Raw genomic sequence first — 16610 nt, 5'->3', positions numbered from 1 at the left:
TATGGGAGTTCGTAAAAAACAAATGGCCGAAAGAATTAAGGCTGAAAAACAAAAAATAGCATTTGCTAAGCTTAATAACTGTCCTACTTCACCAAGAAAAATGCGTTTAGTTGCGGATTTGGTAAGAGGAATGAAAGTAGAGAGTGCTTTAGCTACTCTTAGGTTTAATCCGAAGGAGGCTTCTAGAAGGTTAGAGAAATTATTACTTTCTGCTATTGCAAACTGGCAAGCAAAGAATGAGGATGCTAATATGGAGGATGCTGATCTTGTGGTAAGTGAGATTAGAGTAGATAGTGGTAGTATGTTGAAAAGACTGCGCCCTGCACCTCAAGGAAGAGCACATAGAATTAGAAAACGTTCCAACCATGTTACATTGGTTGTAGGATCTAACAATAATACACAAAGCTAGAATGGGACAGAAAACAAATCCAATTGGTAATCGTTTAGGAATCATCAGAGGTTGGGAATCTAACTGGTACGGTGGTAATGATTATGGAGATAAGTTAGCTGAGGATGATAAAATTAGAAAATATATTCATGCTCGTTTATCAAAGGCAAGTGTATCAAGAGTTATTATTGAGCGTACATTAAAGTTAATTACGGTTACTGTAACTACTGCAAGACCTGGAATTATTATTGGTAAAGGTGGACAAGAGGTAGATAAACTTAAGGAGGAACTTAAGAAGATTACCAGTAAAGAAGTTCAAATCAATATATATGAAATTAAAAGACCTGAATTAGATGCTAATTTGGTTGCGGCAAGTGTTGCAAGGCAAATTGAATCAAGGATTTCATTTAGAAGAGCAATTAAAATGTCAATTGCTGCTGCTATGAGAATGAATGCTGAGGGTATTAAGATACAAATTTCTGGACGTTTAAACGGTGCGGAAATGGCTCGTTCTGAATCTTATAAAGACGGGCGTATTCCTTTGTCTACTTTTAGAGCAGATATTGATTATGCTTTGCATGAGGCTCATACTACCTATGGTAGATTGGGAATAAAAGTGTGGATCATGAAAGGTGAGGTTTATGGTAAGAGAGAACTTTCTCCTTTGGTTGGAATGCAAAAGAGCCAAGGTGGAAAAGGTGGAAAAAATGATGGTGGAAGAAAGCCACGTCGTAGAAAGTAATTTTTTAAAGAAGTAAGAAAATGTTACAACCAAAAAGAACGAAGTTTCGTAAAATGCAGAAAGGCCGTATGAAGGGTAATGCCGGAAGAGGGCATCTGCTTTCAAATGGTATGTTCGGTATAAAGTCCTTGGATACATCTTTTTTAACTTCCCGTCAGATTGAAGCTGCGCGTATCGCTGCAACTAGATATATGAAAAGGGAAGGGCAATTATGGATTAAAATATTCCCGGATAAGCCTATTACTAAAAAGCCTTTAGAGGTACGTATGGGTAAAGGTAAGGGTGCTCCAGAATATTTCGTGGCTGTTGTGAAACCAGGAAGAGTTTTGTTTGAAATAGCAGGAGTATCAATAGATATAGCTAAAGAAGCATTGCGTTTGGCGGCACAAAAATTGCCTGTTAAAACAAAATTTATAGTGGCTAGAGATTATACGGACCAGAAATAAACGTAGGAATCATGAAAAAACAAGAAATAAAAGAATTGTCTGACCAGGAACTTACGGAGAAGTTGGTAGAGTTAAAAAAGCTTCATGCTGATTTAAAGATTGCACATTTTGTAACCCCTCTAGAGAATCCACTTCAAATAAGAAAAGTTAGAAGAACAGTAGCTAAATTGGCTACGGAATTAACTAATAGGGACAACCAATAATTGGTTCTGCTTTATGGAAAAAAGAAACTTAAGAAAAGAAAGAGTAGGAGTAGTAACTAGTGATAAAATGGAGAAATCTATTGTTGTTGCTGAAGTTAAAAGAGTTAAGCATCCTATGTACGGTAAGTTCGTGTTAAAGACAAAGAAATATGTTGCGCACGATGAAAAGAACGATTGTAATATTGGCGATAAAGTCAAAATTATGGAAACTCGTCCTTTGAGCAAGAACAAGTGTTGGAGATTAGTAGAAATCTTAGAAAGAGCTAAATAATATGTTACAGCAAGAATCTAGACTAAAGGTAGCGGATAATACCGGAGCAAAAGAAGTTTTGACTATTCGAGTTCTCGGAGGTACAAAAAGAAGATATGCTTCTATTGGCGATAAGATTGTCGTTACTGTTAAGGAGGCAACTCCAAACGCAGGTATTAAAAAAGGAGCAGTTTCTACAGCAGTAGTTGTTAGAACTAAGAAGGAAGTTAGAAGACCTGATGGTTCGTATATACGTTTTGATGATAATGCGTGTGTATTGTTAAATCCTACAGGTGAAATGAGAGGTACACGTGTTTTTGGACCTGTAGCTAGAGAACTTCGTGATAGACAATTTATGAAGATTGTATCATTAGCCCCTGAGGTACTATAATATATTCAGTACGATGAAAAAGTTAAAAATTAAAACAGGAGATACTGTAAAAATTACTGCTGGCGACCATAAAGGTACAGAAGGTAAAGTTTTAAGTGTTAATGTAGGAAAAAATAAGGCAATTGTTGAAGGTGCTAATATGGTGTCTAAGCATGAAAAGCCTAGTGCAAAGAATCCTCAAGGAGGAATTGTTAAAAAAGAAGCTCCTATTCATATTTCAAATCTTTCTTTGATAGATGCCAAAACTGGCGAGACTACAAGGGTTGGTTATGAAGTAAAGGATGGAAAAAAAGTGAGAGTTTCTAAAAAATCTAAGGAAGTAATTTAGTTATGGCTTACGTTGCAAGATTAAAAACGGAATATACAGAGCGTATTGTTGGCGCTTTAAAAGAGGAGTTTGGTTATAAAAATGTAATGCAAGTTCCTAAGTTACAGAAAATAGTAGTAAGTAGAGGAGTTGGAGCTGCAGTTGCTGATAAGAAGTTAATTGATCATGCGGTTGATGAAATGACTATTATTACTGGGCAAAAGGCAGTAGCGACTTTGTCAAAGAAGGATGTTGCTTCTTTTAAATTACGTAAGGGTATGCCAATTGGGGCAAAAGTTACTTTACGTGGAGAAAGAATGTATGAGTTCTTAGATAGATTGGTTACAAGTGCTTTGCCACGAGTACGTGATTTTCAAGGTATTAAAGCTACTGGTTTTGATGGTAGAGGAAATTATAGCTTAGGTATTACTGAACAAATTATTTTTCCTGAAATTAATATTGATAAAATCAATAGAATTAACGGAATGGATATTACTTTTGTAACTTCTGCGAATACCGATAAAGAAGCAAAATCATTATTAACAGAATTAGGATTACCTTTTAAAAAGAAGTAGTATGGCTAAAGAATCAATGAAAGCCCGTGAAAGAAAAAGGGCGAAGACTGTTGCTAAATATGCTGAGAAAAGAAAAGCTTTAAAAGAAGCTGGTGATTTCGAAGCTTTGCAAAAGTTACCAAAAAATGCATCACCAGTACGTATGCATAATCGTTGTAAGTTAACAGGTAGGCCTAAAGGGTATATGAGAACTTTTGGTATTTCAAGAGTTACTTTTAGAGAGATGGCTAATCAAGGGTTAATACCTGGTGTTAAAAAGGCTAGCTGGTAAAATTGAATATAAATTGGTTTCAGGTTTGGTGATAATACCAAAAACCGTCTCCGCAATTAATAAATATGGTAACAGATACTATAGCAGATTATTTAACTAGAATTAGAAATGCCAGTAGAGCAGGGCATAGAGTGGTAGAGATACCAGCTTCTAACGTTAAAAAAGAAATTACTAAAATATTATTCGATCAAGGATATATTTTAAGTTACAAGTTTCAGGAAGATAAAGTACAGGGCTCAATTAAAATAGCTTTAAAGTATAATAAGGTAACTAAAGAACCTGTAATTAAGAAATTGCAGCGCGTTAGTAAGCCAGGTTTACGTAAGTATGCTGGATCGGTGGATTTACCTAGAGTTCTTAATGGATTAGGTGTAGCAATTGTTTCAACTTCGCATGGAGTAATGACTAGTAAGCAAGCCAAAACTGAAAATGTAGGTGGTGAAGTTTTATGCTACGTATATTAATAAAAAAGATTTAGAAAATGTCTAGAATAGGTAATAATCCAGTAGCGATTCCAGAAGGCGTAACCGTAGAGGTTAAAGATAATGTAATAGCTGTAAAAGGTAAATTGGGGGAGTTAACCCAAGAGTTTTCATCAGTAGAGGTGAAAGTAGAGGATGGTCAGGTTTATGTTACAAGACCTTCTGATTCTAAGGAAAGTAAAGCAAAACATGGTTTGTATAGATCGTTAGTTTTGAATATGGTTAATGGTGTGTCTTCGGGATGGACTAAAGAACTTGAATTGGTTGGTGTAGGTTATAGAGCAAGCAATCAAGGTCAAAAGTTAGATTTGGCTTTAGGGTTTTCACATAATATAGTTATTGATTTGGCTCCAGAGGTTAAAGTTGAGACTATTTCTGAAAAAGGTAAAAATCCAATAGTGAAATTAACATCTCACGATAAACAATTAGTTGGTCAAATCGCTGCTAAAATTAGATCTTTCCGTAAGCCGGAGCCTTACAAAGGAAAGGGTATTAAGTTTGTTGGAGAAATTTTAAGAAGAAAAGCCGGTAAATCAGCTTAATAAAAGTATTATGAAGTTATCAAAGACACAAAGAAAATATAGAATTCGTAGAAGAATACGTAAGGTTTCTTCTGGAACAGCTGAAAGACCAAGACTTTCAATTTTTAGAAGTAATAGTGAGATTTATGCTCAATTAATTGATGATGTTAAAGGGATTACTTTAGCGGCAGCGTCTTCTAGAGATAAAGATATTGAATCTAAAGGAAGTAAATCTGAAATAGCAGGTCTTGTTGGTAAGGCTATCGCTGAAAAATCGTTAAAAGCAGGAGTGGATAAAGTTGCTTTTGATAGAGGAGGAAATTTATACCATGGTAGAGTAAAATCTTTAGCGGAAGGCGCAAGAGAAGCAGGACTTAAATTCTAATTAACATTATGTTTCAGAAATATAAAAACGTAGAAACAGTTAAACCAGGAGGTTTAGACTTAAAAGATAGGTTAGTAGGTGTACAAAGGGTTACTAAAGTAACTAAAGGTGGTAGAGCTTTTGGCTTTTCAGCGATAGTTGTTGTTGGTGATGAAAATGGTGTTGTAGGACACGGTCTTGGTAAATCTAAGGAGGTTGCAACTGGAATTGCTAAAGCGATTGAAGATGCTAAGAAGAACTTAGTGCGTATTCCATTAAATAAGGGAACTGTACCGCACGAGCAGAAGGGTAAATTTGGAGGTGCTAGAGTTTATATTCAGCCAGCTTCTCATGGTACTGGTGTTATTGCTGGTGGTGCTGTTAGAGCGGTATTAGAAGCAGTGGGAGTTCAAGATGTATTATCTAAATCTCAAGGTTCTTCTAATCCACATAATGTAGTTAAGGCAACTTTTGATGCTTTGTTGCAATTGAGAGATGCTAAGTCAATAGCTCAAGAAAGAGGTGTTTCTTTAGAAAAAGTTTTTAAAGGTTAGTAATAGAAGGATATTATGGCAAAGATTAAAGTAAAACAATTACGTAGTGGTATTAAAAGACCACAGAACCAAAAGAGAACTTTAGAGGCCCTTGGTTTAAAAAGAATAGGACAGGTAGTTGAGCATGATGCTACTCCGAGTGTTCTAGGTATGATAAATAAAGTTAAACACTTAGTTTCTACAGAAGAAGCTTAATATATAATTAGTGTAATGAATTTAAGTAATCTAAAACCAGCTGAAGGTTCTATTAGTAGAGATGGTAAGCGTATAGGTAGAGGTCAAGGATCAGGTAAGGGTGGTACTGCAGCTAGAGGACATAAAGGTGCAAAATCTAGATCTGGTTATTCTAAAAAGATAGGTTTTGAAGGTGGTCAAATGCCACTGCAAAGACGTGTACCTAAATTTGGTTTTACCAATATTAACCGTAAAGAATACAAAGGCATTAATCTTTCTACGTTACAGGAATTAGTGGAAAAGAAAGTTATTAAAGATCAAGTTACTTTTGATGCTTTAGTGGAAAACGGTTTAGTAGGTAAAAATGATTTAGTAAAGATATTAGGTGGGGGTGAATTAAAAGCTTCACTGAAAATATCGGTTCATAAATTTACAGCAACGGCAAAAGCGGCAATTGAAGCAGCTGGAGGTGAAGCTATAAGTTTATAAGAATATAAGAGACACTATGAAGAATTTTTTCGAAACATTATCCAATATTTGGAAGATAGAAGAGCTAAGGAATAGAATACTTATTACCTTAGGTCTTTTGTTGGTTTATCGTTTTGGTTGCCAAATAACAATTCCGGGTATTGATACAACGCAACTTGGGCAGTTAGCTTCGAGTACAGATCAAGGTATATTTGGTTTGCTTAATGCTTTTACGGGGGGTGCATTTGCAAAGGCTTCTATTTTTGCATTAGGTATAATGCCATATATATCGGCTTCGATTGTTGTTCAATTAATGGGTATTGCTATTCCTTATCTTCAAAAACTCCAAAAAGAAGGAGAAAGTGGAAGAAAGACCATTAATCAAATTACTAGATGGTTGACTATAGGGATATGTATAGTTCAGGCTCCGGCATATTTATATGGTTTAGGTGCTTTTGGTGTACAGGATAGTGCTTTTGTTTTAGGAAAAGGATTAAACTTTATGGTTCCTGCAGTAATAATTCTAGTTACAGGGTGCGTGTTTGCGATGTGGTTAGGAGAAAAAATTACGGATAAAGGAATTGGGAATGGTATTTCATTGTTAATAATGATAGGTATTATTGCAACATTGCCACAGTCATTTGTTCAGGAATTTGTATCAAGAACTACCAATAACAATGGTGGGCTTATGTTTATTCTTGTAGAGGTAATAGTGTGGTTCTTGGTTATATTAGCTAGTATTTTACTAGTGATGGCTACTCGTCAAATACCGGTACAATATGCTAGGAGAACGGCTTCTGGAGGTTATGAAAAAAATGTGGCTGGTTCTAGACAATATATACCCTTAAAGCTAAATGCTTCGGGTGTTATGCCTATTATTTTTGCGCAGGCAATTATGTTTGTTCCAGGATTAATTGGAAGTGCAGAATTTTTGAAAGATAGTAGTTTTGGACAATGGTTGCAGTTGAATTTTGGAGGAGGAGGGGCAATGTTTAGTTTGCCTTATAATCTTTTATTTGCGTTTTTAATTATAGTATTTACTTATTTCTATACGGCTATTACTGTTCCTACAAATAAAATGGCAGATGATTTAAAAAGGAGTGGAGGGTTTATACCTGGAACACGCCCTGGTAAAGAAACTGCAGATTTTTTAGATAAAATAATGTCTTTAATTACGTTACCTGGATCTATATTTTTAGCTTTGCTTGCTGTATTACCGGCAATCGTTGTAAAGCTTATGGATGTACAGGCAGGATGGGCAATGTTTTACGGAGGAACATCACTTTTAATTATGGTAGGTGTTGCTATAGATACGGTGCAGCAAGTAAATTCATATTTGTTGAATAGGCATTATGACGGTTTAATGAAATCTGGTAAAAACAGAAAAGTAGCATAATTTATGGCTAAACAAGCAGCAATAGAACAAGATGGCTCTATAATCGAAGCATTATCAAACGCAATGTTTAGAGTAGAGTTAGAGAACGGACATGTAGTAACGGCTCATATTTCTGGTAAGATGCGTATGCATTATATAAAATTGCTTCCAGGCGATAAAGTAAAATTAGAAATGAGTCCTTATGATTTAAGTAAGGCTAGAATCACTTATAGATATTAAGATAAAAAGATGAAAGTTAGAGCATCAATAAAAAAGAGAAGTGCCGAGTGCAAAATTGTGCGAAGAAAAGGCAGGTTGTATGTAATCAACAAAAAGAATCCTAGATTTAAACAAAGACAAGGATAGTTATGGCAAGAATTGCAGGTATAGACATACCAAAACAAAAAAGAGGCGTAATTGCCTTAACTTACATTTTTGGAATTGGTAACAGTAGAGCTAAAGAGATTTTGAAAATAGCTCAAGTAAGTGAGGATACAAAAGTATCAGACTGGAATGATGATGAAATTAGTCGTATTAGAGAGGCAGTTTCTTCTTTTACAATAGAAGGAGAATTGCGTTCTGAAACTCAATTAAACATCAAACGTCTAATGGATATTGGATGTTATAGAGGAATACGTCATAGATCTGGGTTGCCTTTAAGAGGTCAAAGAACTAAGAATAATTCTAGAACCAGAAAAGGAAAGAGAAAAACAGTTGCTAACAAGAAAAAAGCGACTAAATAATAATTAGGTATTATGGCAAAAGCAAATGCTAAATCTACTAAAAAACGTAAAGTTATAGTAGAGTCTGTGGGTGAAGCTCACGTTACTGCTTCTTTTAACAATATCATTATTTCGTTGACAAATAAAAAAGGAGATGTAATCTCTTGGTCGTCTGCGGGTAAACTTGGTTTTAGAGGTTCAAAAAAGAATACTCCTTATGCTGCTCAAGTAGCTGCTGAAGATTGTTCTAAAGTTGCTCATGAAGCAGGACTTAGAAAGGTAAAGGTTTACGTTAAAGGTCCTGGAAATGGTAGAGAATCTGCTATCCGTTCTATTCATAATGCAGGTATAGAAGTAACAGAAATAATTGATGTTACTCCAATGCCACATAATGGTTGTAGACCTCCGAAAAGAAGAAGAGTTTAATTAAATTAATATTTCATAGAAACGTGTAGTTACGATTATCGAAGGATAAGCCTTAATTCATAATCACACTTTCAAATTTTTAGAAAATGGCAAGATATACAGGACCAAAAAGTAAAATCGCTCGTAAGTTTGGAGAAGCGATTTTTGGAGACGATAAGTCTTTTGAAAAGAAAAATTATCCTCCAGGACAACACGGTAATAACCGTCGTCGTGGAAAAAAATCGGAATACGCTGTCCAGTTAATGGAGAAGCAAAAAGCGAAGTATACTTATGGTATATTAGAGCGTCAATTTAGAGGCATATTTGCTAAGGCAAATAGTAGTAAAGGAGTTACTGGTGAAGTGTTACTTCAGTTATGTGAATCTAGGTTAGATAACGTAGTTTTCAGAATGGGTATCTCTAACTCTAGAAGAGGGGCTAGACAGTTAGTATCGCACAGACATATTACAGTTAATGGAGAATTGGTAAACATACCTTCTTATTCATTAAAAGCTGGTGATGTTGTAGGCGTAAGAGAAAAATCTAAATCTTTACAAACCATTCAGGATGCGTTGTCTTCAAATAGCAATGTTTATGAATGGATGACATGGAATACTGAAACTAAGCAAGGAACATTTGTTTCTGTGCCAGAAAGAATGCAGATTCCAGAGAATATCAAAGAACAATTAATAGTCGAGTTATACTCTAAATAAACAACACCAATCGAATATGGCATTATTTAATTTTCAGAAACCCGATAAAGTAATAATGATCGATTCCTCTGATTTTGAAGGCAAATTTGAATTTCGTCCTTTAGAACCAGGTTATGGATTAACGGTTGGGAATGCATTAAGAAGGGTATTACTTTCTTCATTAGAAGGTTATGCAATTACTTCTGTTAGAATAGATAAAGTAGAGCATGAATTTTCTGTTATCCCGGGTGTTGTTGAAGACGTTACCGAAATAATATTAAATTTAAAACAAGTTCGTTTTAAGAAACAAATAGAAGATTCTGAAGCAGAAGTAGTTTCAATTTCTATTAGTGGAAAAGATCAATTAACAGCTGGAGATTTTCAGAAATTTATTTCTGGCTACCAGGTTCTAAATCCAGATTTGGTAATTTGTAATTTAGATGCTAAAGTTAGTATCAATATGGAAATTACTATTGATAAGGGAAGAGGATATGTTCCTGCTGAGGAAAATAAGAAATCCGGTGTTGCGCTAGGAACTATTGCAATCGATTCTATTTTTACACCTATCAAAAATGTAAAGTATAGTATTGAAAACTTTAGGGTAGAGCAAAAGACGGATTATGAGAAGTTGGTTTTTGAAATAGTAACTGACGGATCTATACATCCAAAAGATGCTTTAACAGAAGGAGCTAAAGTTTTGATACATCACTTTATGTTGTTTTCTGATGAGAGAATTACTCTTGAAGCCGATGAGATTGCTCAAACGGAAACTTATGATGAAGAATCATTACACATGCGTCAGTTGTTAAAGACTAAGCTTGTAGATATGGATTTATCTGTCAGAGCGTTGAATTGTTTAAAAGCTGCGGAAGTAGATACATTAGGAGACTTAGTTTCTTTTAATAAAAATGATTTAATGAAATTCAGAAACTTTGGTAAAAAATCTTTAACAGAGTTAGAAGAGCTTGTAATTAATAAGGGATTAAGTTTCGGAATGGACTTATCCAAATACAAATTAGATAAAGATTAATTTTGCTTCTGTTAGAAGAGAAAAACTCTGATAAGGAAGAAAATAGAATAATATAATGAGACACGGTAAAAAAGTTAATCATTTAGGAAGAAAAGCGGCTCACAGAAAAGCAATGTTAGCTAATATGGCTTGTTCCTTAATTGAACATAAAAGAATTAATACTACAGTTGCTAAGGCGAAGGCTTTAAAACAGTTTGTAGAACCTTTAATCACAAAGTCTAAAGCAGAAAATAATAAAACTGCTGATAAAGGAACGCATAACAGACGTATTGTTTTTAAAAATTTAAGAGATAAGTATGCTGTTACAACTCTTTTTAGCGAAGTAGCTGAAAAAGTTGGCGATAGACCAGGTGGTTATACTAGAATTATCAAATTAGGTAATCGTTTGGGCGATAATGCAGACATGGCAATGATAGAGTTGGTTGATTTTAACGAGCTTTATAATGCAGGTAAACCAGCTAAAAAGAAATCTACTCGTAGAGGTAGAACTAAAAAGGCTGATACACCGCCAGTAGCTGTAGCAGAAACTAAAACAGACGATTCAGAAGAATAATATGTTTAGGAAAAATATTTAATATAATGGGATGAGTTATTTATAACTTATCCCATTTTTTTTGTGTTTTAATATCAATATGTATATATAATGAAATATCAAACTAAGAAAAAAGCGATTTTATTATTGGCAGATGGAACCATTTTTCATGGTAAATCTGTAGGAAATAAAGAAGGAACTTCCTTTGGTGAAGTTTGTTTTAATACTGGTATGACGGGTTACCAAGAGATTTTTACAGATCCTTCCTATTTTGGTCAGTTAATGGTTACTACAAACGCGCATATAGGAAATTACGGAACAAATAAAGACGAAATAGAATCAGATTCTATTAAAATTTCTGGTCTAATATGTAAAAATTTTAGCTATGAATATTCGCGTGATCTTGCGGATAAAAGTTTAGAAGAATTTTTAAACGATAGTAATTTGTTTGCTATATCTGATGTGGATACGAGAGCATTGGTTAGTTACATACGTGATAATGGTGCTATGAACGCGGTTATAACTACAGATGTAAATAACTTGGATGCTATAAAACAACAACTGGGAGAAGTGCCAAGTATGGAAGGGCTCGAATTGTCATCTAAAGTTTCTACGAAAGAACCTTATTTTTATGGAAATGAAAATGCGAAATACAAAATTTCGGCATTAGATATTGGTATCAAAAAGAATATTCTAAGAAATTTAGAAAAAAGAGATGCATATATTAAGGTGTATCCTTATAATACTAGTTATGCGGATATGGCAGCTTGGAATCCAGATGGGTTTTTTATATCCAATGGCCCTGGTGACCCTGAACCTTTAGTAGATGCTATAGAAACTGCAAAAGGTATTATAGAAAGTGGTAAGCCACTTTTTGGTATTTGCCTAGGACATCAAGTTATTGCTCTGGCAAATGGAGTGTCTACCTATAAAATGCATAACGGTCATAGGGGAATAAATCATCCGGTTTTGAACTTAAGAACGGGAAAAGGTGAAATTACTTCTCAAAATCATGGTTTTGCTATTAATAGAGAAGAGGCAGAAGCAAATTCTGATTTGGAGATTACACATGAGCACTTAAATGATAAGACTGTTGCAGGAATTCGTATGAAGAATAAACAAGTTTTTTCAGTTCAATATCACCCGGAAGCAAGTCCAGGGCCGCATGATTCTGATTATCTTTTTGATGAATTTTTCGAAATGATTCAGAAATAACAAATAGTTAAAATATAGTTTAAATTTTTCTAATATTTAGGTTAATATATTGCCTAAATGGAGGGTAAAAAAGTAGGGTTTTGTATCTTTGTAAAAGAGATTTTAAAACAATAAAAAACAATAACACATGAGTATTATTCTAAGTGTACACGCAAGACAAATTTTTGATTCTAGAGGTAACCCAACGGTTGAAGTTGATGTAATTACCGAAAATGGTATAATGGGTAGAGCAGCAGTTCCTTCTGGTGCTTCAACAGGTGAACATGAAGCTGTTGAACTGCGTGATGGAGGTGACAAATTCATGGGTAAGGGTGTTTTAAAAGCAGTTAGTAACGTAAATACAGAAATTGCTCAAGAAGTTTTAGGAATGTCTGTTTTTGATCAAAATTTAATTGATCAAACTATGATTGAGTTGGATGGAACACCGAATAAATCTAAATTAGGTGCAAATGCTATATTAGGAGTTTCTTTAGCAGTAGCAAAAGCAGCGGCAAATGAATTAGGAATTTCATTATATAGATATGTTGGGGGGGTAAGTGCAAATACTTTGCCAGTTCCAATGATGAATATTATAAACGGCGGGTCGCATTCAGATGCTCCAATTGCGTTCCAAGAATTTATGATTATGCCAGTTAAGGCAGAAACATTTTCTCATGCGTTACAAATGGGTACTGAAATATTTCATAACCTTAAGAAGGTGCTGCATGATAGAGGTTTAAGTACTGCTGTTGGTGATGAAGGAGGATTTGCTCCAAATTTAGCAGGGGGAACAGAAGATGCTTTGGATACTATAGCCAAAGCGGTTGATAAAGCTGGATATAAATTAGGTGATGATATAATGATTGCCTTAGATTGTGCTTCTGCAGAGTTTTATGTAGATGGAAAGTACGACTATACAAAATTTGAAGGAGATAAAGGTGTAATACGTACTTCAGAAGAGCAAGCACAATATTTAGCCGATTTATCTGCGAAATACCCTATTCTTTCTATTGAAGATGGTATGGATGAAAATGATTGGGATGGTTGGAAATCTCTAACAGAAAAAGTTGGTGACAAAGTACAATTAGTTGGAGACGATTTATTTGTTACTAATGTAGAGCGTTTAGCAAAAGGAATTGACAATGGTATAGCTAATTCTATATTAATAAAAGTAAATCAGATTGGATCATTGACAGAAACAATTTCTGCCGTTAATATGGCAAAAAATGCGGGTTACACTTCTGTAATGTCACACCGTTCAGGAGAAACAGAAGATAATACTATTGCAGATTTAGCAGTAGCACTTAACTGTGGTCAAATTAAAACTGGATCGGCTTCTCGTTCGGATAGAATGGCTAAGTATAACCAACTTCTTAGAATTGAAGAAGAATTAGGAACTACAGCATATTATCCTCAACAAAATGCTTTTAAAGTAAAATAATTGTTGCTAAAATATTAAAAAAGCCTTTCTATATAATAGAGAGGCTTTTTTTTTGGGATAATCCTTAATATTACCTACCTTTTTATTATAACTGTTTAACTAAATCTACTTATTACATTTATGAATAATTTTCTTTTTGTTGCAGCGGAAAATGATGCCTTGTACAATTGTAAAGCCGGTGGTATGGGAGATGTTGTTAGGGATGTTCCAAGACAATTATCTTCTAAAGGAGATAAAGTACATATTGTTGTACCTTCCTATTCTAGATTGCATAAACAAGCCATACTCAAAACCACTTTAACTTTTAAGCTAAGAAGTACTACATATATAGCCGAACTCTATGAAGTGGCACCAAAAAAGAAATTTAAGAATATTCATCATTATGTAATACATCACCCAGAGATAGAAGCAGGAGATATTGCCCATATTTATCATAATGATCCAACAGAACCCTTTTACACAGATGCAATAAAATATTTTATATTTTGTACAGCTGTAGCAGAAGCTATAAAAAACGATGCTTTTGGAGGTCTAGATATTGTTCATATGCATGACTGGCATACAAGTCTATTATTGTTTCTTAAAAAATATCATAGAGGGTATAAAGTCTTAGAAAAAATACGATTTGTTTATAGTATTCATAATTTGGCAATTCAAGGTATTCGACCTTTTGAAAATAATTACTCTTCATTAAGGAACTGGTTTCCGGACTTCCCTTTTGATAAAGAAGCATTAATGGATTATCGCTACCCGGATTGTATTAATTTAATGGCATTAGGTATTCGTCTTGCAGATACTGTACATACTGTTTCTCCATCGTATAAAGAAGATATTCTTAATCCAAGTACTCCTCCGGAATTTATAGGTGGCGAGGGTTTAGAAAAAGATTTACTAAAAGCCGATAATGAAGGTCGTTTAGTAGGTATTTTAAATGGTTCTAATTATAAAAATATTAGAGTAGCAGAAAAGGGTAAATTATATTTAATAACTGTTAATGCTATTTTTAGATGGTTACAAGAAGAGTCAAAAAAGTATAAAGCAGATTTTTTGGCTCATACTGGAGAAAAAATTGTAAAGTATTTAACAGAACCACCAAATTTTATTTGTTCTAGCGTTGCTCGTTTAACAGAGCAAAAGTTTTATTTTTTTAAAAGGTCTCCAGAAGCATTTGTACAAATCTTAGAAAGACTAGATAGAATTAACGGAGCTTTTATTTTATTAGGAACAGGAGCACCAGATTATGAAGAGCTTTTTCGTAATATAAGTTATGAACATAAGAATTTTATTTTTATTAATGGACAATCGGAAGATGTAATAGATGCTATTTATCTAGAGACGGACCTATATTTTATGCCAAGCTTGTTTGAACCATGCGGAATAAGTCAAATGCTAGCAATGCGAAATGGAAACCCATGTTTAGTACATCATACGGGAGGGTTAAAAGACACTGTTCATCATTTAAAAACAGGATTTAGTTTCGATGGGGATTCTTATAATGAGAAGATTAAAAATATGTTATCTGTTTTTGATACGGCTTTGTCGATTTATGAGAACGAAAAACCTAAATGGAAAAGAATTCAAGATAATGCAAAAAAGAAGCGATTCACTTGGGAAAAATCAGTAGATAAATATTATACATTACTCTATTCAATAAATCAATAATAAATAGCACTTTTTTTTAAGTTAGTATGTGGAAAAAAACGTTTGAGACGGAGTTTTTGGTTTTTTAAAAATTGTTAAAATCCTAGGATTTTCGTAGATTTACGAACCACAAAAATTTAGATTAAATATAGATGTCAGACAAAGCAATTTTAGAATATAAAGGAGAGAAATATGAGTTTCCAGTAATAGAGGGAACAGAGAATGAATTAGCAATAAATATTAAGACATTAAGAGCATCTTCTAATGGGTTAATTACTATTGATCCTGGATATAAAAATACGGGCTCATGCGAAAGCGCTATCACGTATTTAGATGGAGAAAAAGGAATCTTAAGATACAGAGGCTATTCTATTGAAGAATTGGCAGAAAAGGCTGATTTTTTAGAAGTTGCGTATTTGTTAATTTTTGGGGAACTACCAAATGCTAATCAGTTAGCTCAATTTCATAATGATATAAAAGAAGAGTCTCATATTGATGAGGAAATGAAAAAGATTTTGCATGGTTTTCCAAAGTCTGCACACCCTATGGGAGTGTTATCTTCATTAACAAGTGCACTTATAGCTTTTAATCCTAGTTCTGTAAATGTAAGTTCAGAAAAGGAAATGTATCATGCTATTGTTAGAATTTTAGCAAAGTTTCCGGTACTAGTTGCTTGGACTATGCGTAAGAAAAAAGGGTTGCCATTAGATTATGGCGACGATGCTTTGGGGTATGTAGAGAACATTCATAAAATGATGTTTAAAAAACCGACTCATGAGTATCAAAAAAACAAAGTAGTTATAGATGCTTTGGATAAACTTTTAATTCTTCATGCTGATCACGAACAGAACTGTTCTACATCTACAGTAAGGATAGTTGGCTCTTCACATGCAGGATTATTCGCTTCTTTATCAGCTGGTATTTCAGCTTTATGGGGGCCTTTACATGGTGGTGCTAATCAAGCTGTTTTAGAAATGTTAGAGGCTATTGAGGCCGATGGAGGTGATACTAAAAAGTACATGGCCAAAGCTAAAGACAAAAATGACCCATTTAGATTAATGGGCTTTGGACATAGAGTTTATAAGAATTTTGATCCTAGAGCTAAAATAATTAAAGTAGCAGCAGACGAAGTGCTTTCTGATTTGGGTATAAATGATCCAATTTTAGATATAGCTAAAGGCTTAGAAAAGGAAGCTTTGGAAGACCCATATTTTGTGGATAGAAAACTTTATCCAAATGTAGATTTTTACTCTGGAATTATTTATAGAGCATTAGGCATACCTACAGAAATGTTTACGGTTATGTTTGCTTTGGGTAGATTACCTGGATGGATAGCGCAGTGGAGAGAAATGCGTTTAAATGGGGAGCCAATAGGTAGACCAAGACAAGTTTATACTGGAGAAACCTTTAGACCTTTTAAAAGCGTAGAAGAGAGAGAATAA

Annotated in this window: 27 protein-coding genes; all 27 read left to right on the top strand. The window is 34.0% G+C overall.

Features of this window, described 5'->3' with window-relative positions:
• Position 1 precedes the first annotated feature (1 nt).
• On the top strand, positions 2–409 hold the full coding sequence (rplV, locus tag Q0856_RS01615; RefSeq protein ID WP_298473313.1) for a 50S ribosomal protein L22: 408 nt from the start codon (positions 2–4) through the stop codon (positions 407–409).
• A gap of 1 nt (position 410) precedes the next feature.
• A complete protein-coding gene (gene rpsC, locus Q0856_RS01610) occupies positions 411–1130 on the top strand; it encodes a 30S ribosomal protein S3 (RefSeq protein ID WP_298473311.1) in 720 nt (239 codons plus the stop codon).
• A gap of 20 nt (positions 1131–1150) precedes the next feature.
• Positions 1151–1576 carry a 50S ribosomal protein L16 gene (gene rplP, locus Q0856_RS01605; RefSeq protein WP_298473309.1) on the top strand — a complete coding sequence of 142 codons (426 nt, stop codon included), beginning with the start codon at positions 1151–1153 and terminating at the stop codon, positions 1574–1576.
• A gap of 11 nt (positions 1577–1587) precedes the next feature.
• The gene (rpmC, locus tag Q0856_RS01600; protein WP_298473307.1) at positions 1588–1779 is read left to right on the top strand and encodes a 50S ribosomal protein L29; all 192 of its coding nucleotides are present in this window, start codon (positions 1588–1590) and stop codon (positions 1777–1779) included.
• Positions 1780–1792: 13 nt separating this feature from the next.
• Positions 1793–2050 (top strand): 30S ribosomal protein S17, encoded by a 258-nt coding sequence (gene rpsQ / locus Q0856_RS01595; protein WP_291866133.1) that lies wholly within the window; start codon positions 1793–1795, stop codon positions 2048–2050.
• A gap of 1 nt (position 2051) precedes the next feature.
• On the top strand, positions 2052–2420 hold the full coding sequence (gene rplN / locus Q0856_RS01590; RefSeq protein WP_298501975.1) for a 50S ribosomal protein L14: 369 nt from the start codon (positions 2052–2054) through the stop codon (positions 2418–2420).
• 13 nt (positions 2421–2433) lie between these two features.
• Positions 2434–2748, top strand: coding sequence for a 50S ribosomal protein L24 (gene rplX / locus Q0856_RS01585; protein WP_298473299.1), 315 nt, complete (start codon positions 2434–2436; stop codon positions 2746–2748).
• A gap of 2 nt (positions 2749–2750) precedes the next feature.
• Positions 2751–3302 carry a 50S ribosomal protein L5 gene (gene rplE, locus Q0856_RS01580; protein WP_298473296.1) on the top strand — a complete coding sequence of 184 codons (552 nt, stop codon included), beginning with the start codon at positions 2751–2753 and terminating at the stop codon, positions 3300–3302.
• A gap of 1 nt (position 3303) precedes the next feature.
• A complete protein-coding gene (gene rpsN, locus Q0856_RS01575) occupies positions 3304–3573 on the top strand; it encodes a 30S ribosomal protein S14 (protein ID WP_298473292.1) in 270 nt (89 codons plus the stop codon).
• A gap of 65 nt (positions 3574–3638) precedes the next feature.
• Positions 3639–4037, top strand: a complete 399-nt coding sequence (gene rpsH / locus Q0856_RS01570; RefSeq protein WP_298473290.1) for a 30S ribosomal protein S8 — start codon at positions 3639–3641, stop codon at positions 4035–4037.
• A gap of 17 nt (positions 4038–4054) precedes the next feature.
• Complete coding sequence (gene rplF / locus Q0856_RS01565) at positions 4055–4597, top strand: 50S ribosomal protein L6 (protein ID WP_298473288.1); 543 nt, start codon at positions 4055–4057, stop codon at positions 4595–4597.
• A gap of 10 nt (positions 4598–4607) precedes the next feature.
• Positions 4608–4961: a 50S ribosomal protein L18 gene (gene rplR, locus Q0856_RS01560; protein ID WP_298473286.1), complete on the top strand. Its 354-nt coding sequence runs from the start codon at positions 4608–4610 to the stop codon at positions 4959–4961.
• A gap of 8 nt (positions 4962–4969) precedes the next feature.
• Positions 4970–5494, top strand: a complete 525-nt coding sequence (gene rpsE / locus Q0856_RS01555; RefSeq protein ID WP_298473284.1) for a 30S ribosomal protein S5 — start codon at positions 4970–4972, stop codon at positions 5492–5494.
• A 15-nt stretch (positions 5495–5509) separates the two neighbouring features.
• Positions 5510–5689 carry a 50S ribosomal protein L30 gene (rpmD, locus tag Q0856_RS01550; RefSeq protein ID WP_298473281.1) on the top strand — a complete coding sequence of 60 codons (180 nt, stop codon included), beginning with the start codon at positions 5510–5512 and terminating at the stop codon, positions 5687–5689.
• 15 nt (positions 5690–5704) lie between these two features.
• Complete coding sequence (rplO, locus tag Q0856_RS01545; RefSeq protein WP_298501973.1) at positions 5705–6157, top strand: 50S ribosomal protein L15; 453 nt, start codon at positions 5705–5707, stop codon at positions 6155–6157.
• A gap of 16 nt (positions 6158–6173) precedes the next feature.
• Complete coding sequence (gene secY / locus Q0856_RS01540) at positions 6174–7532, top strand: preprotein translocase subunit SecY (protein WP_298473274.1); 1359 nt, start codon at positions 6174–6176, stop codon at positions 7530–7532.
• 3 nt (positions 7533–7535) lie between these two features.
• Entirely contained in the window at positions 7536–7751 is a 216-nt protein-coding gene (infA, locus tag Q0856_RS01535; protein ID WP_013751343.1) for a translation initiation factor IF-1, read from the top strand.
• Between the two features lie 9 nt (positions 7752–7760).
• The gene (ykgO, locus tag Q0856_RS01530; protein ID WP_013621733.1) at positions 7761–7877 is read left to right on the top strand and encodes a type B 50S ribosomal protein L36; all 117 of its coding nucleotides are present in this window, start codon (positions 7761–7763) and stop codon (positions 7875–7877) included.
• 2 nt (positions 7878–7879) lie between these two features.
• Entirely contained in the window at positions 7880–8254 is a 375-nt protein-coding gene (gene rpsM, locus Q0856_RS01525; RefSeq protein ID WP_298473270.1) for a 30S ribosomal protein S13, read from the top strand.
• Positions 8255–8266: 12 nt separating this feature from the next.
• Positions 8267–8659: a 30S ribosomal protein S11 gene (rpsK, locus tag Q0856_RS01520; protein WP_121062808.1), complete on the top strand. Its 393-nt coding sequence runs from the start codon at positions 8267–8269 to the stop codon at positions 8657–8659.
• Positions 8660–8745: 86 nt separating this feature from the next.
• A complete protein-coding gene (gene rpsD, locus Q0856_RS01515; protein WP_298473267.1) occupies positions 8746–9351 on the top strand; it encodes a 30S ribosomal protein S4 in 606 nt (201 codons plus the stop codon).
• A gap of 16 nt (positions 9352–9367) precedes the next feature.
• The gene (locus tag Q0856_RS01510) at positions 9368–10360 is read left to right on the top strand and encodes a DNA-directed RNA polymerase subunit alpha (protein ID WP_291866219.1); all 993 of its coding nucleotides are present in this window, start codon (positions 9368–9370) and stop codon (positions 10358–10360) included.
• 55 nt (positions 10361–10415) lie between these two features.
• Positions 10416–10913 (top strand): 50S ribosomal protein L17, encoded by a 498-nt coding sequence (gene rplQ / locus Q0856_RS01505; protein ID WP_298473263.1) that lies wholly within the window; start codon positions 10416–10418, stop codon positions 10911–10913.
• A gap of 90 nt (positions 10914–11003) precedes the next feature.
• Positions 11004–12107: a glutamine-hydrolyzing carbamoyl-phosphate synthase small subunit gene (gene carA, locus Q0856_RS01500; RefSeq protein WP_298501970.1), complete on the top strand. Its 1104-nt coding sequence runs from the start codon at positions 11004–11006 to the stop codon at positions 12105–12107.
• Between the two features lie 127 nt (positions 12108–12234).
• The gene (gene eno / locus Q0856_RS01495; protein ID WP_298501967.1) at positions 12235–13527 is read left to right on the top strand and encodes a phosphopyruvate hydratase; all 1293 of its coding nucleotides are present in this window, start codon (positions 12235–12237) and stop codon (positions 13525–13527) included.
• A 120-nt stretch (positions 13528–13647) separates the two neighbouring features.
• Positions 13648–15189 (top strand): glycogen/starch synthase, encoded by a 1542-nt coding sequence (locus tag Q0856_RS01490; protein WP_298473257.1) that lies wholly within the window; start codon positions 13648–13650, stop codon positions 15187–15189.
• 131 nt (positions 15190–15320) lie between these two features.
• On the top strand, positions 15321–16610 hold the full coding sequence (locus Q0856_RS01485; protein ID WP_298473255.1) for a citrate synthase: 1290 nt from the start codon (positions 15321–15323) through the stop codon (positions 16608–16610).

The sequence above is a fragment of the uncultured Maribacter sp. genome (assembly GCF_947496775.1).
Classification (GTDB): Bacteria; Bacteroidota; Bacteroidia; order Flavobacteriales; family Flavobacteriaceae; genus Maribacter_B.
This window is presented reverse-complemented; position numbering and strand designations above follow the sequence as displayed.